This window comes from Sphingobacteriales bacterium, assembly GCA_016711285.1.
Classification (GTDB): domain Bacteria; phylum Bacteroidota; class Bacteroidia; order Chitinophagales; family UBA2359; genus JADJTG01.
Genome location: JADJTG010000002.1, coordinates 479,613 through 501,318, shown reverse-complemented (window position 1 = coordinate 501,318; position 21,706 = coordinate 479,613). Strand labels below are relative to the sequence as shown.

Here is a 21,706-nt window from a genome sequence, read left to right as displayed (position 1 = left end):
AAGGGGTGTCTGAAGGACGGGGAGGTTCATTCCCTTCCTCTGGAGGGGTGTCTGAAGGACGGGGAGGTTCATTCCCCTCCTCTGAAGGGGTGCCCTTTAGGGCGGGGTGGTTAAAAAGCATTTCCATTACCCCACCCATGTTCTTCATTACATCTATAACAGGAATATGAATTACTGTTAAACCTAAACTTTCTAAAAATGAGTCTCTTGCTGCATCATATTCTTGTTTATCATCATGACTGCTGCCATCAATTTCTATTACTACATTGCAATTAGTGCAATAAAAATCTACAATATAATTACCAACTATTTTTTGTCTGTCAAAATCAAACCCTTTAAATTGTTTGTTTTTTACTTGATTCCAAAATAACACTTCAGATAAATTACCCGCTTTCCTCAATTCTTTGGCTCTTTCTTTGAGATTTGGATTGTAAGGTAAGTCCATGTAATTTTTGGTGTTTCTACCACCCCGACTTTCAGCCACCCCTCCAGTATTTTTACCGCCCCGGTCTTCGACCACCCCTCCATCGGAGGGGAATTTTTCGGGTACAAAAGTTAAACCTAATTTCTCTGCTATTTGCTTTACTATTTCTGGGTTTAGGTTGGGTACTCGCTCGAATTCCCCTCCTTTGGAGGGGTTAGGGGAGGCTTCAATGCTTTGTTCTTCGTTGGTTTCAGGATAAAGATATAAAGGGAAATTTTGCCTTGAATTCATCTTGTTTGATAAAATCATCTGAAACATTTTTAATAAAATGTGAGTCACCATTTCTTCAGCCAATTGTCGGTAATCCAAAGTTGTTTTTATTAAAATGTTATTCATTATTTCCTTCTGTTCTTGAAAGCAACCTTTATTATCAAAATAAGTATGCCTAATATCAAATGGTCTATATTAATATTTTAAAATTTTATTTTTCTTACTGAAAATTATTTTCAAGTTCAGGCTTTTAACTTGCCAGTTTTTCTTCTTTTAAAAATATATTTGCTTCTAATTTCATCAAAATTTAATTTATTCATTATAATATATTTATTCTTTTTGAAGTTTTTTTTATCAAAATGTAGATATCCATGGTCTTTTAGTTTTAATACCCGCATGTTTATTTTAAATATTTGAAATTTTAATTCCTTTATTGTAATTCTTTAATATTATCAAAATTCTTAGGAACAAAAAAGTAATTGGGTTTTGTAAATTCTAAAGGTTTCCATTCTAATGATTTTATAGTATTATCATTTAAAAAAATCATATTTAAACTCTCTTTTTCCTTGTAAATCAAAATGAAATACCTTGCCTAGTTCGTTTTTCTTTTTCTTTCCAGTTTTTACAAAGATATTTATGGAAACCCCTTGCATTATATCAAATACATTTTGGTCTGTAGAACCATCAGGACAAACTTCTTTTTTTCTAGCATTTCCGTGTAAATCTAAAATATAAATTTTATCATAAGTTTTAATAAATGCCAACGCATACCTCTAGAAGTTGGATTATCTAAAAACCATGTGATTGATAAATGCTAAAACTCCACTTCCGTTTTTTCTATAAAATGTTGACCGTAACGCAAGAATTTAATAGTCATCATTTATCCAAGATTGATTTTTTTTTCTTTCCAATCTTTTTATAATCTTCAATCAGTTTGCTAATCCATTCGCCATTGTTTGAAGATATTCCGCTGTAAGGCGGATTTCCAATAACACACATTACAGGCGTATCTCTTTTGATGTGATTGGCTTCGTTGGCTTCGGTGCTTAACCAATTGGCAAAGAGCGTTCCTGTGTCGGGGTGGCTTTCTTCTAAACTGTTGGTGAGGTACACGCGAAGTCTTTGACCACCCCGTCCTGCGGACACCCCTCCATTTGGAGGAGAATTTTTATAACCTGTTTCAGTTAAAAGCAAATCTAATTTTAAATGTGCCATTGCATAACTTGCCATTAGCAACTCAAAACCATTGAGGCGAGGCAATAAATGCGTTTCTACATAATTGCTCCAAATTCCTTTTTGTCCTTCAAACTTTTTGTGAATGTGTTTTATGGTTTCAGCTAAAAAAGTTCCTGTGCCTGTCGCTGGGTCCAATATTTGCACTTTGTGCACTTCCAATTCCCTTCCTTTGGAAGGGTGTCCGTAGGACGGGATGGTTATTTTTGTTTTGCTATTGTCGGCAAGTCCTTGCGGTAAATCAAATTCTGTTTTTAAAATATCATCAACAGCACGAACAATAAAATTTACAACGGGCTGCGGAGTGTACCAAACGCCACGAGCCTTTCGCAATTTTGGGTCGTATTCACTCAAAAATGTTTCGTAAAAATGGATAATCGGGTCTTCCATTTTTGTTGCCTTGCCGTAGTTTTTTAAAAGTTCTTCTACGTTGCAAGCCAAAAATATATCTACCAAACTGTCAACTATCCATTTAATACGGTCGTCAATGTCGGGCCCAGCAATGTAACCAAACAGTTTGCGTAAAAACGGATTTGATTTTGGTATAAGTTCTGCTGCTTCTTGTCGGCTAAAAGTGGGTAAAGTTGGGTCGTGCAATCGAGCCGCAAACATTCCGTAAGCAATGGTTTGAGCGTATACATCGGCAAATCCTTGAGGTGTAATGTCGTGAATAAGGATTTGCTTAAAGGCGTTCATCTGGTCTTTTAGTGTGCTGTCATCGTGGTTTTCTTGGTCACTTGTCAAGGATTTCTCAATAATATCAGAAAGAAGGCGGGCTTTGCCCGCCATCATTTCTGCCAATTTTTTTGAACTTTTTATGGTTTGTCCAATGTTGGAGCAAAAGTCTTTAATTAGATTTTCAAAACTTGCAAAGTTTTCGGGTAAAGCCTTTATTTCCCCTCCTTTGGAGGAGTCAGGGGTGGTCGCAATGGCAATTTTCATTACAAATTGTCCGTCACGATACAAATGAAAGTCGAGGTAGTCTGTAAAAATTAAGTTGTTCAGCGAAGCCTTGTATCGGTCAAACTGTTCTTTGTTACCTGTTTTCTTTGCTCCTTCAAGGTCTTTGTCGCCAATGTCTTTTGCTTCAATAAAACCAACCGGAATTTCTTTTTTGGTGAGAATGTAATCGGGAGCACCGCAACTTTGTCTTTTGGGTTCGTTGGTTGCCCTGATGTCAGGTATTAAACTTTCTAAAAGTTGTTGCAGGTCGCCACGAAACGTATGCTCGGTGGCGTTTCCAAGTTTGTAGCGTTTATTGATGTTGTCTATGTACTGTTCTAAATTCATCTATTTTATTGTAAAATTACAAACCACAAGTTACAATTTTCTGTCGGTCGGTTGATGATTGTTCGGTCGTTTTAGCATTGGGTACAACACTTACTACACCCCCAACAAGGTTTGTTCCATAATATAATCCACTACTTTTTCCAAGCTGCCCGTTTCCTGATACACCGCTAACTGGCGGTCGGCTCCGGTGCCTTTTTCTAAAATGGTCTGCACCATATTTACATAATGACGGCTATCCAAATCATCTACCACATCATCAATAAAATCCAATAATTCCATAATCAAAACGCGGGTACGCACCTCTTCTTCTTTTCCGAAATCTATCATTTTGCCATCAATGCCATACCGCGAAGCACGCCATTTGTTTTCGTTGATAAGGGCGCGGGTGTAAATCATAAAATTGAGATTTTGCTGGCGCAATTTGTAGAGTTTGGCTACCAATGCCTGAAAAAGTGCCGCCATCATCGCCGTTTCATCTACTGTAAGCGGAATGTCGCAAATACGAAACTCAATGGTCGGAAAGAAAGGATGTACGCGCAAATCCCACCAAATTTTTTTGGCATTATCAATACAGCCCGTTTTTACCAAAATGTCGATGTAGTTTTTCAGTTCGTCGTAGCTGTTGAAATAATCGGGCAAACCCGTGCGCGGAAAACGTTCAAAAACTTTGGTTCGGAACGATTTGAAACCCGTATTGCGCCCCTCCCAAAAAGGCGAATTGGTAGAAAGCGCGAAAACGTGCGGCAAAAAATAGCGCATCATATTTAAAATATGTACCGCCATGTCTTTATCTTCCATACCCACATGCACGTGCAAACCAAAAATGAGGTTGGAGCGTGCGGCTTCCTGCATTTCGTTCACGATTTCTTCGTAGCGCGGGTTGGGCGTGATGAATTGTGTGTTCCAGTGCGTAAAAGGGTGCGTGCCCGAAGCTCCGATTTTAAGCCCCAGACTGTCGGCAATTTCGGCAACGGCACGGCGGAGTTTTGCCACTTCTTGGCGTGCTTCGTCCACCGTTTTGCAAATGCCCGTACCCGCTTCTACCACAGCTTGGTGCATTTCGGCTTTTACTTTGTCATCGAGCGTGTTGGCGGCAATTTCCACGATTTTTTGTTCGTGCGATTTCAGGTTGCGCGTCACAGGGTCAATGACCATGTATTCCTCTTCTATTCCGAGTGTAAATGTGTTTTTCATAAAAAAATATAATGCGTATCGTAGTAAAAAATAATTTATTTGTATTGCGAATAATTGTATTTGTAAGATGCTTTGGGTGCTATAATATTGACAAAAGTCCAAAGTTATAAAAAAAAGGAATGTAGCCTAACAAACGGAAATATTTTTTAATGCCACTGCTGTTGTGCGTAATTTTTTGCATACTGAAAATTATATCAATAGGTTCGTTTTTAGTGATTTGGCAAGAAAAATATTCGTCGGCTCAACTAAAAATGGTAGCTTTGTAGTGCATTGATTTTTTTTATACAATGATACTCAGCGATACAAAAATCTTAGAAGCGATAGAAAAAGGCGATATATTGATAGAACCTTTCAAGCGCGAATCTTTAGGCTCTAACTCTTACGATGTGCATTTGGGGCGTTATTTAGCAGTTTATACCCAGCGCGAATTAGATGCTAAAGTACATAATCCAATCGAAGAACTTTTAATTCCGGCGGAGGGCTTTGTGCTGCAGCCCCACACTATTTATTTGGGTGTTACGGAAGAATATACCGAAACACACCGCCACATTCCGTTTTTGGAGGGCAAAAGTAGTATTGGTCGTTTGGGAATTTATATTCACGCCACCGCCGGCAAGGGCGATGTAGGATTTTGTAATACTTGGACACTCGAAATTTCGTGCATACAGCCCGTGCGTGTGTATGCGGGTATGCCCATAGGTCAGCTCATTTATTTTGAGATGTCGGGCGAAGTAGCAGTGCCTTACCACAGCAAGCGCAATGCAAAATATACCCACCGCACTATGAAGCCCGTAGAAAGTATGATGTGGAAAATAATTTTTAAAAAGTCTTTTTAAAAACACACTCTAACCGTTTATTTATCAATTGTATATGAAGAGTTATTTGCAGCTTTTGGAGAAGATTATGCAGGAAGGAACTGACCGCAGCGACCGCACCGGTGTAGGCACACGCAGCATCTTTGGTTATCAGATGCGTATGAATTTGCAGGAGGGTTTTCCTTTGCTCACTACCAAAAAACTGCATCTCAAATCTATTATTTATGAGTTGTTGTGGTTTTTGAAAGGCGATACCAATATTGATTATCTGCAAAAAAACGGCGTGCGCATCTGGAATGAGTGGGCAGACGAAAAAGGCGACTTGGGACCGGTGTACGGCAAACAATGGCGGGCGTGGCGCAGCTACGATGAGGGCGCACCCGCTATTGACCAAATCAGCAGCGTCATTGAGCAAATACAGCGCAGCCCCGACAGCCGCCGCTTGGTGGTAAGTACGTGGAATGTCGCCGAACTGCCGCAAATGGCACTGTCGCCCTGCCACTGTTTATTTCAGTTTTATGTAGCCGATGGCAAATTGTCGTGCCAACTGTATCAACGCAGTGCCGATGTTTTTCTCGGTGTTCCTTTTAATATTGCTTCATACGCCCTCCTCACGATGATGGTGGCGCAAGTATGTAATTTGGAGGTAGGTGACTATGTTCATACTTTTGGCGATGTGCATGTGTATCACAACCATTTTGAGCAGGTAGCTCTGCAATTACAACGCAACCCGCGCCCCCTGCCACAAATGCAACTCAATCCGGCAGTAAAAAATATTTTTGATTTTTGTTACGAAGATTTTACTCTCCTCCACTATAATCCCTGTCCCGCCATCAGTGCGCCGGTGGCTGTATAAACGAATCTTGATTAAAAAATCTCCTGCTTCGTTTTCTATATTGTAATTGCTTTATATTATCTTTGCTTATGCTGTGTGCTGGTTGCCGATGTAGAAGCAGCGCAGGGTGGGTAATATTTATTGCATTTTTTTAATTTTTTATGCTTTTGCAGCAATGATGAATATACATTTTTTATTGATAGTGGGATATTTAATAATAGCAGCTACTGCTTGCCAAGCTCCAAAAGAGCCGCCGCCGACCAACAATGTCCCCGCTGCTGCTGTACCTGCTGCCCCGCCTGCCCTCAAAATGCACCCCGATTACCCCAATATCCCTTTGGCAGAGCGCGGTATTACGGTAGTGAGCAAAAAGGGGTGGGACAAACAAACGATGGATTTTCATCGTAATTATTGCAGCGATATGTTGGCGAGCTTAGATAGCATTGATCGTGCTACTTTTTGTGACTGCTTTTTGGATAAAATTCAGTATTATTACGAGCCTATTTATTTCAAAGAAGCCTACGAAGACCAAAAAATATGGAATCAATATTGTCTGGCAGAGGCAAAAAAAGCGTATCTAACACAAAAAAAATAAATATTGCAGCGTTACCTTTTTTATAATACATTCGTTAGAACCACTAAAGAATAAAAAATATGAAAAAATACCATTTATGGGCTGTATTGTTGTGGTGCTTTTATTGTAGCACTCACCTGCAAGCACAAACAGTTGCAGCGAGCAAAAAAGACAGCACGCGCTGGGATATTGGTTTTAATACGACCCCTTTGTTTGTGGTTTTGCTCAACAGCGATGCGGCTATTACCATCGGCGACTATCCTTTGATTGTAAGACATTTCAATGCCGAACAAACAAAGGCGTTGCGCTTGGGCTTCGGATTGGACATTAATAAAGAACAATCTAATATCAACGGCTCTGATATAGATAGTTATTCTTTGCAAATTAATACCAAAATCGGAAGAGAACGTTTTTTTTCGCTTTCAAAACGATGGAGCGGCACTTTGGGCGGCGATGTTTTGCTGAAGTATCGTTTAAATAGAAGCACAACTACCAATTTTGAAAAGACTTTATTGGGTGAAAGACACTATATGATAGGCGGTGCGGCTACCGTAGGTGTGTTGTTTCACCTCACACCGGCTTTGAGGTTGGGAACAGAAGGCGGCTTGACAGCTATATTAGATTTTTCAAAACAAAAAACAGAATTTTCAGATCTCCCGCAATTAGACACGTCTAACTCTGCCACCGAATTTTCGGCGAGTTTGGGAGTGCCGCGTCTATTGTATCTATATTGGCTTTTTTGATGGCTTATCTTTTTTTGCATTTGATGATGAGTATGCGTTTTTGCCAAAAAGTAGTGTGTTTGCTTGCTGTTGTTGTGAGTTTGTCGGCGGTGGCGCAATCATCTTCGGTGGTGGCGGATTCTTTGGAGCAGGGCAAAAAAAAATCTCCGGTGCTGCGCCGCGAATATGGTTTGAATATCTCTCCTTTTGCGTTTCAGTTTTTACCTATCAGCAAGTCAACCGATATTTTGGGACCCACGCAACTGATGTATAAAAAATACCGCCAAAACGGTAAAATTTTCAGAATGGGAGTGGGGTTGAATATTGATGTAGAAGAGAACTCGACAGATGCCGAAGAAGAAAATAGCTTTTTTGTGTTTCGCATCGGCGCAGAGTACCAACGGCATTTGGGCGGCAAATGGTATTATTTGCGCGGCACGGATTTTACAATATATGGCGGTCATTTTAATACAGGTGCACCCAAGTTGGGCGATTTGGGTACAGGTGTTTATTTTTCTTTCGGCACTTTATATCGGCTCACGGAATATATCAGTTTTTCTACCGAAACGGCATTTTTTATTGGCTTGGGTGTAGATGCGGGTTTTCATACCCAATGGATACCGCCCTTATCAATAACGGGGCATTTTTCATTCAAAAAAATCTGACGCTGACAGAAGTTTTGTCATATTTTCGCCATTTTTGATACATAGAGCAACGTTGTATAAAAAAAAGCGTTAATTTCATCAACATATTTAAAAGCCATGGTATCTACATTATTAATACAGTTGTACTGTTTTCACAGGCTTCTTGTATGTATTGTATTTTAAATTGATTTTTCGCTGAAAAATACCTTTTGATTATTATTTACTTTTTTAAATTATACCCTATAAATTTTTTACGCAATGAAAAAGAAAATATTAGTATTGAGTTTTGCGGCTGCGGCTTTGGCGATAGCAGCAAATAGGCGGTTGCCAGAAAGAAACGCCCATAGCAGCACAATTGGGTGCTCCGCCCACTTTGCCCGCCGAGCCTTATCTGTATGCAAATGAAGAGGCTTTTACACATTTGGGGCTGGGTGGCGTGAGTAGTGTGAACAACCAAGTAGCGACTTTGGGGCGGGTGTTGTTTTATGATACACGTTTGTCGCTCAACAATGCCATTGCCTGCGCTTCGTGCCATCATCAGTCGCGCGGCTTTGCCGACCTTTCGGCGGTAAGCACCGGTTTTTTGGGCAAAAAAACCACTCGTAATTCTCTGCCTATTGCCAATGCTGCCATGAGCAATAATTTGTTTTGGGATTCCCGCACACCCGACCTCAACACTTTGGTATTGCAGCCCGTTCAAAATCACATAGAAATGGGTATGGAATCTTTGGATATGCTCAAAACCAAATTAGCCAATACCGCTTTTTACCCGCCTTTGTTTGAGCAGGCTTTCGGCACACCCGATGTTACCGAAGAGCGCATCAGCACGGCAGTAGCGCAGTTTTTGACGGCTATGGTGAGCTATCAAAGTAAATATGATGCGGGTTTAATAAATGGTTTTCAAAACTTTACGGAATTGGAAAAGAAAGGGCACGAAATATTTTTTGGCAATAAAGCTAAATGTGGTTCTTGTCACATGGGCGTTAATTTAGGTGCTTTGAGTAGTGGTTTCGGCGTTTTTGATAACGGCGGCATTGACGGTGGTATGATTGCTAACGACAGTATAGCGATAGATTGTTTCGGCTGTGGCTTCAATCCGTATCACCAAACCGGAGGCACTACCAATATCGGTTTAGATGTAGAATATAGCGACAACGGACGCGGAGAAGGACATTTTAAAATTCCTTCGCTGCGCAACATTGCCCTTACCGCTCCCTATATGCACGACGGACGCTTCAATACGTTAGATGAAGTGATAAACCATTATAGCGAAGGCATCAAACGCCACAAAAAATTAGATATTAAATTTGTAGGCAATGACGGACAAGTAGCTGCACTGCATTTGACCTCATACGAAAAACAAGCCCTGAAAGCCTTTTTGCTCACACTCACCGATGAGCATTTTGTCAGCGACCCTAAATTCTCCAATCCTTTTTAGGGTAAAAAAAATTGCTGTGTTTTGCTTGTTTTATACCATTAAAACAACTATTTGGCATAGTTATTATGGTATGGTAATTATGTCATTACCCATAGAACTTATCATAAAAGAGTCAGTAGATTACGTAGAACAGCTACATAAAAAGCCAAAAGGAAGGGCGTTTCTAAAATAAAGATGTTGATGAATATCCAAAGCGGTATCCACCACAATCATCTTCTTGCCATCAAGTCAGGGGCTTCTGTGCGTTCGATAAACAGGTGGAAATCTACTTACCAATCGCAAGGACTTGATGGATTGCTCAGGGACAATAGAGGTGGTGATTTCCGTAGCCAACTCGAGACAGCAGACAAGGAGCGGATATCGCAAAAGCTAAAAGATCCCAAGAATGGGTTGCGCAGCTACAAAGAAGCACAGCAGTGGCTGAAGTCGGAGTTGGGTATTGAAAAACAATACAATACGGTAAGGATGTATCTGAAGCGAAACTTTGGCACAAAACTCAAGGTGGGTAGAAAAAGCCATATCAAAAAGGACGAAGCGGCGGTTGATTCTTTTAAAAAAACTTATCAAACACGCCAGAAGGCATTAAAAATAAGGAGTTTCGTCTTTCAGGCTGCCAGTGTATAAATATTTATGTTGCTGACGAAAGCAGGGTCGGGTTATTGCCCAATATAAGACGATGCCTTACCGCAAAGGGCGTAAAACCCATCGTAGCTTACCAACATCGCTTCCAAAACTTCTATCTCTTTGGTGCCTATTCCCCATCAACGGAGACAATCTTACCTTAGAAATGCCTTACTGTAATACGGTCTGCTTTCAAATATTTATAGATAAACTCTCCGTACAAAAGCCTGAAGAATTCAAGATAATTCTACTTGACAATGGTGCTTTTCACCACAGCCGACAATTGGTAATTCCTAAAAATATTCATCTGTTGTTTATTCCTCCTTACTCTCCCGAATTAAACCCCGCAGAGATGATATGGCGATTCATCAAGGGCAAAACTGCTAACATTATTTGCAAAGATCTGGAAGAACTCTCCGCCAAAGTCACTGATATTATCAACGATATGAGTAACGTTATCATTCAATCCATTACAGGTTGGAAACTTTTTACAAACTGTGCCTTTTAGATGTTTATTTGGTATTATAAATAAAAAATCATTGGTTCTGAATAAACATACAGCGATTAATCATAATTGAATTGACTATAAAAAAAACAGTGGCAAGTATTCACTTGCCACTGTTTTTTGTTTTATAAGTTTTGATTTTGTTGCTGCGTTTATTTGTTTAGAGAAAGGGAATAATTGGATATAAATTTTTGCACTTCATTTTATTGCCCCATCTTCTTCTATTTTTGATGTTTTTTAGGAAGATACCCAATATTTATTTTCCTTCCAGCTCCTTCAAAAATTCCCCTGCCCCCACTGTTATCAAATTCAACTCTTTAGTTTTGGCGAGCGATTTTTCTGCCCACATTTTGGCGTTTTGCTTATCGCCGTTTTTGAGGGCGGTTTTGGCGCGGATAATCCAGAATTTCGCCAGCAAACCATCGCTGCCGCCGCTTACCGCCAATTTTTCGCCCTTTTCGCACCACTCCACCAATTTAGTCAGGCAAGCTCCTTGCGCACATATTTTGTTGAGGTTGTCGGCAGCCATAGCATAATTGCCTCCGGTGGGATTGATAAAAGTAAAATATTTTTCTATTTGGGTGGTATAGTTGTCGGGGTCGGCGGTTTTGTAGTAGCCTTGTGCGCTTGCCCACGTCATTGATTTGTTCAAATCCTGCGGGCTGAAACCGATATTGTTCAAAAAAGATTCTCCGGTGGTGCGCAGCGTTTCGTCTTTTTTCAAAATGCCACTCACCATCGTATTGATACCATAAAATTTTAAAATATTATTCACATCATCATCGCCGAAAGTTTTGCGGAAGAGGTCTTTGTTTTCCATCACATAAGCCGCCATTTTATTTTGACTGTCGTAAACATTGCGGCGTAACATTTCCCATTTCGGCTCACTGAGCATACTGTGTTGTTTGTTGGGATACAAATCAAAAGTGGCATTGATGAGGGAATTGGCGGAGGGGTCGTTCACAATCCACGCTTTTTTGATTAAAGCCTCGCCGAGTGTGCTGTCCTTCGGTGCTAAATTGCCCGCTAAAAAACGGCTTTTATCTACAAAATAACCGCTTTTGCCGGCTATTATATTTTGTACAATCGCCTTAAAATTGATGTTGTTGGGCATACCGTTGTTGATTTCTAACTGCTCGCCCTGAACGTTGTATATCAAAAATAGCGGATAAGAGCTTACATTGTAGTTGCGCGAAATTTTTTCGCCCTCCGCCGAATTTTTTTCGGTTTTTCCCATTATAAAATTGCGGTTGAGATAGTGGGCGATGGTGGTGTCGCTGTTGAAAAAACGCGCCATATCTTCGCAGTGCGGGCAGCCCTCCTGAAATATCTCAAAAATAACAGGCTTGTTGAGTTGTTTGCCTTGTGCTAAGGCTTGCTCCAAACTTTCGGTTACAAACACAACTTGTTTGGCATCGGGCGGCGGCAATTTGGGGCTGTCTTGCGAGTTGCAAGAAGTAAGCGGAAATACGAGTAATGCCGCCAACATACTCGTAAGTACAGTTTTGATATTTTTTTTCATCTTCATGATTGTATTAAAAAATAAAAATTTAACCATCAATAAAACACACTAAATTAGATATTTTTAAAAAAAACGAAAAATAATACAGCGTAAACCAAGCAATATACAAGGAAATTATGCTATATAGCTTTTTTTAAATGCTGCACATTGTGCTAATATTTGTTTTTGTATTCGGATAAATCCAACAATTATTATACCCAAGCTCCAAAAATATAAACACTGTGGGGCGAATGGCGTTAAAATCTGTTAAAACAAATTTATTTGTCGCGCTTTTTTATTCATTTTGGGTATAATTTATGTTATAGCTTTTGCGAGGTGCAATAAAATTAGATAGCTTTGCGCTCGCTAAAAGAAAAAAAACGGTACACCTACCGCTTATTTAGCAATTAAAAAAAGGATTTTCGGGGAACACTGAACTATGGCATACAATAATTATCAACTACTGATAGAAAAACTTGACCGTTTTATCCGCAAATATTATCTCAATAAACTCATCAGAGGTACGCTTTATACGGTTGGGTTGGTATTGGCGTTTTTTTTGCTCGCCACCGTATTGGAGTACAATTTTTATTTTTCCACCACCGTGCGCAAAGTGCTTTTTTGGAGTTTTGTGGGTACGGCGACGGCGAGTTTTGCGGTGTGGGTGCTCAATCCTTTGCTGCATTATTTCCGACTCGGCAGGGTCATCTCCCACGAGCAGGCAGCGAGTATTATCGGTACGCACTTTACGAATGTAAAAGACAAATTGCTCAATATTCTGCAACTCAAAGCGCAGGCGGGCAGCAATCCTTCGGAACTATTGGAAGCGGGCATTGACCAAAAAATAGACGAAATTAAACTCGTACCTTTTCGTGCCGCTATTGATTTGGGCAAAAACCGCCAATACCTCAAATACGCCCTTGTGCCTTTTGCCGTACTGTTGTTTTTGTTGTTTGCAGCCCCCAGCCTCATCAAAAACGGCGCAAACCGCCTCATCAATAATAATCAGGTTTTTGAGCGCGAAGCTCCTTTTTCATTTAAAATAAATAATGAAAATTTAGAAGTGGCGCAATACGAAGATTTTTTGCTGGAAATAGAAGTTGATGGAAATGTTTTGCCCAATGAGGCTTTTATTAACCTCAATAATTATCCCTATAAACTCAAAAAAATAGATAATAATCATTATACTTATCAATTTAATAAAGTACAGCAAGATATTGATTTTCATTTGGAATCGGAGGGTTTTCCGTCCAACAGCTACACGCTGAAAGTGTTGCCCAAACCGGCGATGCTCCGTTTCAGTGCGGCTTTGGATTATCCTGCCTACACGGGCAAAGCCGACGAAACCCTCAACAATAGCGGCGACCTCAATGTGCCGGTCGGTACTAAAATTCGCTGGAGTTTTGAAGCCCAAAACACCGACAAAGTGCAGGTGCATTTTGGCAACAATGCCCTCGCCGATGCCACCCGCAACGATGAGCAACTGTTTTCGTACAGCCAGCACCTGCTCAAAGATGCCCGCTATACTGTTTTTATTTCCAATGATAAAATCAAAAATGCCGACTCTGTTTCGTATTTTATATCGGTGACACCCGATTTGCACCCCACCATTTCGGTGCAGCAATACGCCGACAGCACCGACAACAAAATGCTCTACTTTTTGGGCGAAGCCGGAGACGATTACGGCATCAGCCGTTTGGCTTTGCGCTATCAAATTCAGCACGGCAACCAAGCCGGCACACTCAATACTTTGCCTGTAGCCATCAATGGCAGCAGCAACGCCGCCACTTTCAACTACAACTGGGACTTGCAGCAACTCAACATTCAAAGCGGCGACAAGCTCACTTATTATTTTGAAGTGTGGGACAATGACGGCGTAAACGGCGCAAAGTCCACCAAATCGCAGGTATTTAATTACGCTTTGCCTTCGGTGGAGCAGTTGGATTCTTTGGTGGCGCAGAAAAACGAAGAAATTCAAGATGCTATGCAAGATGCCGTAAAAGAAGCCAAAAAACTGCAAAAAGAAGTGAAAGATATTCAGGAAAAATTGGTGCAGAAAAAAGAATTGGATTGGCAAGACCGCGAAAAAATTCAGAAAACGCTCCAAAAACACGAGCAGTTGCAGCAGAATTTGGAAAATTTGAAAAACGAAATGGAAAAAAATAACCGCAGCGAGGAGCAGTTTAAAGAAATGTCGGAAAATATTCAGCAGAAAAAAGAGCAGGTAGAAAAAATGATGAACGAGGTGCTGAGTGATGAAATGAAGGAAATGATGCAAAAATTGCAGGAATTGTTAGACCAGATGAAAAATGAGGAAACAATGGAAAAAATGGAGGATATGAAAATTTCGGACGAGCAGTTGCAGCGCGAATTGGAGCGCATGGAGGAACTGATGAAGCAATTGGAGATGGAGCAGAAAATGGAGGAAACCATCGAAAAACTCAACGAACTGGCTGAAAAAGAAGAAAAATTATCCGAAGAAACCGAGCAAAATAAAAGCGGCAACTTAGATGAGCAGGAGAAAAAACAGGAAGAACTGAATGAGGAATTTGAAAAAGTGCAGGAGGAGATGAAAAAAATGGAAAAAATGCAGGAAGAGTTGAAGCAGGACACCGAAGATATGAAAGAAAACCAAGAGCAAAGCGAAGAAATAGAACAGGAAATGCAGGAAAGCTCGGAGCAATTGGAGCAAAATCAGAGCAAACCCGCCAGCCAAAAGCAGCAAAGTGCAGCACAAAAAATGAAAAAAATGGCGAATAAAATGCAGACGGATATGCAGGAGCAGCAACAGCAGCAGCAGGGCGAAGATATGAAAGCCGTGCGCCAGTTGTTGGAAAACCTCATCACCATGTCAAAAGACCAAGAAGATGTGATGAACCGTTTTCAGCAAACCACCGCCAACAATCCGGGTTTTGTGCCTTTGGTGCAGGAGCAATTCAAACTCAACGATGATTTTCAAATCATTGAAGACAGCCTCATTGCCCTCAGCAAGCGCGTGTTTCAGATAGAATCTTTTGTGCTCAAAGAACTCTCCAACGTAGATGCCAATATGAAAGAATCGCTGGAGCATTTGGGCGAGCGCAAAATAGCCCCCGCCGCCATCAATCAGCAGTATGTAATGACGAGTACCAACAATTTGGCTTTGATGCTCGAAGAGTCTTTGCAGCAGATGCAGCAGCAACAAATGTCGGGAATGCCCGGTAGCGGCTCTTGCGACAAACCCGGCGGCAACGGCAGCGGCAAAGGAAAATCAAAGAAAAACGCCACCGGTATGCGCCAGATGCAGGAAGCCCTGAACAAACAATTGGAGGAAATGATGAAAGGCAAAGACGGGCAAGCCGGAAAAGCGGGCAAAGATGGCAAAAAAGGAATGAGCAAAGAACTCGCACAAGCCGCCGCCCAACAACAGGCTATCCGAAATGCCCTGCGCCAACTCAATGAAGAACAAAATAAAGACGGCAAAAAACAACTCAGCGATTTGGAAAAGCTCATGGACGAAATGGAAAAAACAGAAAAGGACATCGTCAATCGCAACCTCAGCAGCGAGATGATAAAACGCCAACAAGATATTTTGACGCGCCTCCTCGAAGCCGAAAAAGCCGAGCGCGAGCGCGAAATGGACAACAAAAGAGAATCTAACAGCGCACAGGAGCGCACCAAAACCACCCCGCCCGAAATTGAGGAATACCTCAAAAAACGCCAGTCGGAGGTAGAACTCTACAAAACCGTGCCGCCTTCAATGAAATCTTACTACAAAAAAATGGTAGAGGAATATTTCAAGTCTATCAATTTTTGATGCTGTATAGATTATACCCTGCTTATTTTTAAATAAAAAAAGAGAAACATAGCGTTTGGTTTATGTTTCTCTTTTTTGTTTTGACAGAATATTGTTTGCCGTAAATCTGTAAGTTTATATCCTTAAATACTACCTATATTATTCTCAAAATTCTATCGGAAGGGCTAAAGGGTAAATGAAATGTAGCAGTGTTTAACTTTGGCAAAGTTCTAACTTTGTCAAAGTTGGGGTTGCCCACGCAAAATGCAGCAGTGCCCACGCAAAATGCAGCAGTGCCCACGCAAAATGCAGCAGTGCCCACGCAAAATGCAGCAGTGCCCACGCAAAATGCAGCAGTGCCCACGCAAAATGCAGCAGTGCCCACGCAAAATGCAGCAGTGCCCACGCAAAATGCAGCAGTGCCCACAAAATGCAGCAGTGCCCACGCAAAATGCCGCAGTGCCCACCCAAAATGCAGCAGTGCCCACGCAAAATGCAGCAGTGCCCACGCAAAATGCAGCAGTGCCCACGCAAAATGCAGCAGTGCCCACGCAAAATACAGCAGTGCAAAAGGTAAATGCGGCACCGCAAAAGGTAAATGCGGCACCGCAAAAGGTAAATGCGGCACCGCAAAAGGTAAATGCGGCACCTCAAAAGGTAAATGCGGCACCGCAAAAGGCAAATGCGGCACTGCAAAAGGTAAATGCGGCGCTGCAAAAGGTAAATGCGGCACTGCAAACGGTAAATGCGGCACCGCAAAAGGTAAATGCAGCACCGCAAATGATAAATGCGGCACCGCAAAAGGTAAATGCGGCACCGCAAAAGGTAAATGCGGCATCGCAAATGATAAATGCGGCACCGCAAATGATAAATGCGGCACCGCAAAAGGCAAATGCGGCACCGCAAATGATAAATGCGGCACCGCAAAAGGCAAATGCGGCACTGCAAAAGGTAAATGCGGCGCTGCAAAAGGTAAATGCGGCGCTGCAAAAGGTAAATGCGGCACTGCAAAAGGTAAATGCGGCACTGCAAAAGGTAAATGCGGCACCGCAAAAGGCAAATGCGGCACTGCAAAAGGTAAATGCAGCAGTGTTTAACTTTGACAAAGTTCCAACTTTGTCAAAGTTGGCGTTGCCCACGACATAAGCAACAGTGTTTAACTTTGAAAAAGCCTCAACTTTGTCAAAGTTGGGGTTGCCCACGACATAAGCAACAGTATTTAACTTTGAAAAAGCCCCAACTTTGTCAAAGTTGGGGTTGCCCACGACATAAGCAACAGTATTTAACTTTGAAAAAGCCCCAACTTTGTCAAAGTTGGCGTTGCCCACGACATAAGCAACAGTGTTTAACTTTGAAAAAGCCTCAACTTTGTCAAAGTTGGGGTTGCCCACGACATAAGTAACAGTGTTTAACTTTGAAAAAGCCTCAAACTTTGCCAAAGCTGTTAAAAAATAAAAAAAAAACTTCCCTCCTTTGAAGGACGGATTGAGGAAGGTTAAAATTACCCGTTTTTGCACTATTTTTGTGATATGAATTCACCATCTGCTTCAACGTCATCGCTTCCGCCCTCCCTATCGGCGTTTCGCTCACTGCTGCTGTTTATTGCTTTTGTCTGCATCTGCGGCATTGCCATTTCCGCCGTTTTTGCGGGTATTGCTCTGTGGGCAGGCATTGACCTGACAGCAGTGGAGCGTTTAGATGAAGATTTTTCGGCACACCTTACCTTTTTTAAATGGTTTCAGATAATTTCTTCTATCGCTTTTTTTGTACTGCCGCCCCTGTTATTTGCTGCTTATATCGCCCATAAAAACTGGAAAAAATACATCGGCATACAAAATGCTCCCGAATCGCTTCCTTTGTTGTATTGTGTAGGCATTGCCGTATTGGGATTTTCGGCAATTACGCTGCTGTTTTGGCTCAATCAGCAATTGTCGCTGCCCGCTTTTATGAGCGATATAGAAAATTGGATGCGTGCCAGCGAATCAGAAGCCGCCCGCCTTACAGAGTATTTTCTCCGCGCCGAAGGCATCGGCGATTTGCTGCTGAATCTCCTGATGGTGGCAGTGTTGCCCGCAGTAGGAGAGGAGTTGGTATTTCGCGGTACGGTGCAGCCGCTGTTGCAGCGCACGCTGAACGGCAACATACACGTCGCCATTTTGCTCACCGCCGTTATATTCAGTGCCATACATTTTCAGTTTTTTGGATTTCTGCCGCGTATGTTTATCGGCATTTGGTTGGGCTATTTGTATTATTGGAGCGGCAACCTTTGGTATCCTGTCGCCGTTCATTTTATCAACAACGGCGTGCAGGTGCTGATGACCTATTGGAGCGGCACAGAAGATTTATCAGCTTCCCAAAATATACAAATGTCTTTGCAGTTGTTTATCGGCTCGGCACTTGGCTCGGCAGGTTTGGCGTTTTTTTTGTGGAAATTTTATCAGTATTTTCAACAAAAAAACAATATCAGCGATGCAGGTGAAATGGGTAAAAATATGGGCGAGTAATCAATTGTACGAAATACAAATCGCCAAAGCTATTTTGGAAGAAAATAAAATAGCTGTACAAATTATCAATAAGCAAGATTATGCCTATTTATTTGGCGAAATTGAGGTGTATGTACCACAAGCAGAAACTATCCGCGCTCTTTTTTTGCTGCGCAAGCTCATTTCCAAAGACGAAACCTGATAAGCACCCGTGCAGCAGTCCTTTTGTTTTTGCGCGGCTGCTCGCGCTTGTGGTGTCTGTGTGGTGGTTGAGTGCAATACTTCTTGTTTTTTTTGCTCCTTACCACACAGCAACGGCACAAAACAGCAAAGTTGCACCGCCTGCCGCAGTTGCCACTGCCGCCGATACCATTTATCTGCAACTGAAAGGTGACCCCGACAGTCGCCGCCTTTTTCAAAAAGCACTGCCCTTTTTCCCGTTTTTTACCGCCACCGACTCTTTATTACACGCCCAACTCCAACAGTCTATCACCACCCTCCGCGATAACGGCTACCCTGCCGCCTCCATCGATTCCCTGCTCAAAAATGCCATCACCGACACCACCACTATATATATATATGTAGGTGCTGCCGCCCAATGGCAGCAATGGCACAGCGACAGCACCGCCGCCTATTGGTTGCAACGCTCCAAAATTTCTCTGCCCGTCTGCTCCGAACATCGCCCCTGCCTCGCAACCGATTGGCTACAACTGCGACACCGCCTGCTCCAATATCTCGAAAACAACGGCTACCCTTTTGCACAGGTTCAGTTGCAAACCGTCGCAACTACGCCCGTGGCAAGCATTCGGGTAGTGCCGCACGAGCGTATCAGCATAGACAGTATCGCCCTCAAAGGCAATGTGCGCCTGCGGCAGCGTTTTATTCAGCAATATTTCGGCATCGCACGCGGCGACCTCTACAGCGAAGCAGCCTTACAGCGCATTGAAAAACGCCAACGTCAATTACCTTTTTTAACCGCTACCCAAAAACCGCAAGTGCGTTTTGTAGGAGAAGAAGCCATCATTCATCTTTTTGCCAAAAGCACCAACGCCAACCGCTTCAGTGCTATGCTCGGCTTACAGGCGCAATCGCAGGGAAAATACGCCATCTTGGGCGAAGCCGATTTACAATTATATAATACTTTGGGGCAGGGCGAACAGTTTGCTTTTTGGTATCGTGCTTTGAACAAAGAAATGTCGGAGATAAAGAGCAAAGTCGCTTTTCTGTACCTGCCTTATCTGCCTTTTGGAGCAGCCTTGCATTTTGATGTATTCCTGAATCGCCTGCAATTCCGCGAGGTGCGCTGGTATTCAGCACTCCAATACAGCCCTTTGGCTTTTATAGATGTGCAATTTTTTGTAGAAAAAAAGACTTCCGATTTATTGCAGATAGATACACTCGCCCTGCTCGCCCAAAAGCAGTTGCCATCTCAATTAGATGTAAAAAGAACGCTTTACGGTGCAACCGTGCAATATCGTACTTTAAATGACGATATTGCTCCTACAAAGGGTTATGCGCTATCTTGCAAAGGCGGTATCGGGCAGCGCATTATCCGCAAAAACAACAGCATCACCTCTCTGCGCTTGCCCAACGACACTGCTTTTTCTTTTGCTGCCCTTTATGATGCGCTATCATTAAAAAGCACACAATGGACAATAGAAGCAAGTGCGCAATATTATTGGAATATCAAAAACAAATCGGTTGTAAAAACCGCAATTTTTGCCGCTTTTTTGAATAATATAGCTGCCGCTGCTTCTTCAAAAAACGATACCTACCGCAACGAGTGGTTTCGGATTGGAGGCATACACGCCCTGCGCGGCTTCGACGAACAAAGTATCAGCACACCTTATTATGTGCTGCCTGTTTTGGAGTATCGCTATATGCTACAGGGTAGGTCGTTTTTCTTTGCCTTTACCGAAGGTGCGCGGATAGCCGCCGCCACTGCTGCCTCCCCAAACGCCGTCACACATTTGCTGGCGGTGGGTGGCGGTATTCAGATAGCTACACAAGGCGGCGTATTATCACTTACTTATGCAAGCGGTATGCGTGAAGATGAAAATTTCAAAGTATCTTTGCAGCGTGCCAAAGTGCATGTGGCTTATATTAATTGGTTTTAGCAAAGGTGGTGAATCAAAAAAAACGTATTTATTTCTATTCTTTGGAATTAAAAACTGTGGTGAATACACTGCGGGGTACGGTAGTTTTATGTGTAATGTGTGCCTGTTTACTGCTCGGCTATACGGTATCGGCTCAAAACGAAGCACCCGCCACCGCCGATACAAGCCGCCAAACTGAGGCAGTAGCACCCGCCGTTACCGCACCGCCACCTGCCGCCGCACCAAGCACCGCACCGCCGAATAATTACAACACTGTTGGCAGTGCTGCCCCCGCTGCGGTATTTTCATCATCTTCCTACTACGAAGACGACTTCTTTCAGCCCGAACGCTCCATGCACACGCGCTTGTCGCACCGCCCTGTGTGGGACAGCCTCCTCGTAGGTCCGCGCCCTTTTCATTTTGGCTGGACAGACAGCGAACGCCTCGCTTTAGAAAATCGCTATGCCGTAGGTCCTCAGCCTTTTGTATGGGACAGCACCGCTGCACTCATTATCGCTGACTCCCTACAGTGGGATACCGCCGCCGCCGACTCCCTGCTCAATATGGCAATGCGCGACACCTGCCCCTTAGCCGATACCGTCATTTCCGCCTATCGCCCGCCCATTACGCCGCGTGCCACCGCACCGTATCAGGAGCGCACTTGGCTGTTTTATATTTTTTGTGCTTGTGTAGCCTTGTTTTTAATGGTATGGCAGGGGTTTCCCGAATACAGCCGTAGTTTGTACAAATCCCTGATAAACTATCATTCGGCACGCATTTATTTTGAAGAGCGCATTGCCCCTTTTTCGCTCCCCGATGTTTTATTAAGCATCAATTTATGTGTCATTTATTCGCTTTTTATATTCGAAGTCTATAAATTTTTTATTCCTCTGCCCTACAAAAACTACCTACCTATGTTGGCAGTACTTATTTTTTTTATTGCTTTGGTACTCTTGGCACGACTTTTCTTTTTAAAAGGAATAGCAACTTTGTTGCCTGTGGGCAATAAAATCTCTTTTTACTATTATCAAACCGTCATTACAGATATAGCAATGAGCATTTTTTTGCTGCCGGTTTTGGTAGTAGCGGTCTATTGGAATCCCACCTGGTGGTTGGTGACAGGTTTGGGAGTGGGTATTTTTTTTATAGCAATACGCTATTTGCGCGGCTTACGTATTGCTTCGGATATAATAAGTTCAAATAAATTATATTTTTTCTTTATCTTTGCGCCCTTGAAATTGTACCCTTTTTATTAATGATAAAAATATTGGCAATACTGAGCAAAA

At 42.3% G+C, this 21,706-nt stretch carries 16 protein-coding genes and 2 pseudogenes; 13 read left to right on the top strand and 5 right to left on the bottom strand.

Features of this window, described 5'->3' with window-relative positions; translation table 11 throughout:
• Positions 1–106 precede the first annotated feature (106 nt).
• From IPL35_02365 to IPL35_02355, 3 genes and pseudogenes are all read right to left on the bottom strand, one after another.
• A pseudogene (locus tag IPL35_02365) lies at positions 107–445 on the bottom strand (endonuclease domain-containing protein).
• 93 nt (positions 446–538) lie between these two features.
• A pseudogene (locus IPL35_02360) lies at positions 539–3,217 on the bottom strand (DNA methyltransferase).
• A 93-nt stretch (positions 3,218–3,310) separates the two neighbouring features.
• Positions 3,311–4,411 (bottom strand): carboxylate-amine ligase, encoded by a 1,101-nt coding sequence (locus IPL35_02355; GenBank protein ID MBK8442310.1) that lies wholly within the window; start codon positions 4,409–4,411, stop codon positions 3,311–3,313.
• 287 nt (positions 4,412–4,698) lie between these two features.
• On the opposite strand from IPL35_02355, the gene IPL35_02350 reads away from it, so the two are divergent.
• The 8 genes from IPL35_02350 (at position 4,699) to IPL35_02315 (ending at position 10,568) form a co-directional block, all read left to right on the top strand.
• A complete protein-coding gene (locus IPL35_02350) occupies positions 4,699–5,247 on the top strand; it encodes a dCTP deaminase (protein MBK8442309.1) in 549 nt (182 codons plus the stop codon).
• Positions 5,248–5,281: 34 nt separating this feature from the next.
• Complete coding sequence (locus IPL35_02345; GenBank protein MBK8442308.1) at positions 5,282–6,082, top strand: thymidylate synthase; 801 nt, start codon at positions 5,282–5,284, stop codon at positions 6,080–6,082.
• A 154-nt stretch (positions 6,083–6,236) separates the two neighbouring features.
• Positions 6,237–6,656, top strand: a complete 420-nt coding sequence (locus IPL35_02340) for a hypothetical protein (GenBank protein MBK8442307.1) — start codon at positions 6,237–6,239, stop codon at positions 6,654–6,656.
• 59 nt (positions 6,657–6,715) lie between these two features.
• Entirely contained in the window at positions 6,716–7,378 is a 663-nt protein-coding gene (locus tag IPL35_02335) for a hypothetical protein (GenBank protein MBK8442306.1), read from the top strand.
• Positions 7,378–8,022, top strand: a complete 645-nt coding sequence (locus IPL35_02330) for a hypothetical protein (GenBank protein MBK8442305.1) — start codon at positions 7,378–7,380, stop codon at positions 8,020–8,022. The genes IPL35_02335 and IPL35_02330 overlap by 1 nt, the downstream gene beginning before the upstream one ends.
• Before the next feature lie 334 nt (positions 8,023–8,356).
• Positions 8,357–9,439, top strand: coding sequence for a cytochrome-c peroxidase (locus IPL35_02325; protein MBK8442304.1), 1,083 nt, complete (start codon positions 8,357–8,359; stop codon positions 9,437–9,439).
• Between the two features lie 174 nt (positions 9,440–9,613).
• Entirely contained in the window at positions 9,614–10,063 is a 450-nt protein-coding gene (locus tag IPL35_02320; GenBank protein MBK8442303.1) for a winged helix-turn-helix domain-containing protein, read from the top strand.
• A gap of 52 nt (positions 10,064–10,115) precedes the next feature.
• Positions 10,116–10,568 (top strand): transposase, encoded by a 453-nt coding sequence (locus tag IPL35_02315; protein MBK8442302.1) that lies wholly within the window; start codon positions 10,116–10,118, stop codon positions 10,566–10,568.
• Positions 10,569–10,821: 253 nt separating this feature from the next.
• On the opposite strand, the gene IPL35_02310 is transcribed toward IPL35_02315, so the two are convergent.
• A complete protein-coding gene (locus tag IPL35_02310; GenBank protein ID MBK8442301.1) occupies positions 10,822–12,087 on the bottom strand; it encodes a DUF255 domain-containing protein in 1,266 nt (421 codons plus the stop codon).
• A gap of 418 nt (positions 12,088–12,505) precedes the next feature.
• On the opposite strand from IPL35_02310, the gene IPL35_02305 reads away from it, so the two are divergent.
• Positions 12,506–15,862 carry a DUF4175 family protein gene (locus IPL35_02305; GenBank protein ID MBK8442300.1) on the top strand — a complete coding sequence of 1,119 codons (3,357 nt, stop codon included), beginning with the start codon at positions 12,506–12,508 and terminating at the stop codon, positions 15,860–15,862.
• Between the two features lie 133 nt (positions 15,863–15,995).
• On the opposite strand, the gene IPL35_02300 is transcribed toward IPL35_02305, so the two are convergent.
• Positions 15,996–16,910 carry a hypothetical protein gene (locus IPL35_02300; protein ID MBK8442299.1) on the bottom strand — a complete coding sequence of 305 codons (915 nt, stop codon included), beginning with the start codon at positions 16,908–16,910 and terminating at the stop codon, positions 15,996–15,998.
• A 460-nt stretch (positions 16,911–17,370) separates the two neighbouring features.
• Between IPL35_02300 and IPL35_02295 the strand changes: the two genes are divergently transcribed.
• From IPL35_02295 to IPL35_02280, 4 genes are read left to right on the top strand one after another with little or no spacing between them, the layout of a single operon-like run.
• The gene (locus IPL35_02295) at positions 17,371–18,345 is read left to right on the top strand and encodes a CPBP family intramembrane metalloprotease (protein MBK8442298.1); all 975 of its coding nucleotides are present in this window, start codon (positions 17,371–17,373) and stop codon (positions 18,343–18,345) included.
• The gene (locus IPL35_02290; GenBank protein MBK8442297.1) at positions 18,311–18,526 is read left to right on the top strand and encodes a DUF2007 domain-containing protein; all 216 of its coding nucleotides are present in this window, start codon (positions 18,311–18,313) and stop codon (positions 18,524–18,526) included. Before IPL35_02295 ends, IPL35_02290 begins: the two co-directional genes overlap by 35 nt.
• A gap of 49 nt (positions 18,527–18,575) precedes the next feature.
• Positions 18,576–20,441, top strand: coding sequence for a BamA/TamA family outer membrane protein (locus tag IPL35_02285; GenBank protein MBK8442296.1), 1,866 nt, complete (start codon positions 18,576–18,578; stop codon positions 20,439–20,441).
• 41 nt (positions 20,442–20,482) lie between these two features.
• On the top strand, positions 20,483–21,676 hold the full coding sequence (locus IPL35_02280; GenBank protein ID MBK8442295.1) for a DUF4271 domain-containing protein: 1,194 nt from the start codon (positions 20,483–20,485) through the stop codon (positions 21,674–21,676).
• The last annotated feature ends 30 nt before the right edge of the window (positions 21,677–21,706 follow it).

Bases quoted from the DNA above. Each gene is read 5' to 3' on its own strand.
- IPL35_02320 (MBK8442303.1), top strand. From the start codon at position 9,614: ATGTTGATGAATATCCAAAGCGGTATCCACCACAATCATCTTCTTGCC.
- IPL35_02350 (MBK8442309.1), top strand. From the start codon at position 4,699: ATGATACTCAGCGATACAAAAATCTTAGAAGCGATAGAAAAAGGCGAT.
- IPL35_02290 (MBK8442297.1), top strand. From the start codon at position 18,311: ATGCAGGTGAAATGGGTAAAAATATGGGCGAGTAATCAATTGTACGAA.
- IPL35_02340 (MBK8442307.1), top strand. From the start codon at position 6,237: ATGATGAATATACATTTTTTATTGATAGTGGGATATTTAATAATAGCA.
- IPL35_02355 (MBK8442310.1), bottom strand. From the start codon at position 4,411: ATGAAAAACACATTTACACTCGGAATAGAAGAGGAATACATGGTCATT.
- IPL35_02295 (MBK8442298.1), top strand. From the start codon at position 17,371: ATGAATTCACCATCTGCTTCAACGTCATCGCTTCCGCCCTCCCTATCG.
- IPL35_02315 (MBK8442302.1), top strand. From the start codon at position 10,116: ATGCCTTACCGCAAAGGGCGTAAAACCCATCGTAGCTTACCAACATCG.
- IPL35_02310 (MBK8442301.1), bottom strand. From the start codon at position 12,087: ATGAAAAAAAATATCAAAACTGTACTTACGAGTATGTTGGCGGCATTA.
- IPL35_02330 (MBK8442305.1), top strand. From the start codon at position 7,378: ATGGCTTATCTTTTTTTGCATTTGATGATGAGTATGCGTTTTTGCCAA.
- IPL35_02335 (MBK8442306.1), top strand. From the start codon at position 6,716: ATGAAAAAATACCATTTATGGGCTGTATTGTTGTGGTGCTTTTATTGT.
- IPL35_02345 (MBK8442308.1), top strand. From the start codon at position 5,282: ATGAAGAGTTATTTGCAGCTTTTGGAGAAGATTATGCAGGAAGGAACT.
- IPL35_02305 (MBK8442300.1), top strand. From the start codon at position 12,506: ATGGCATACAATAATTATCAACTACTGATAGAAAAACTTGACCGTTTT.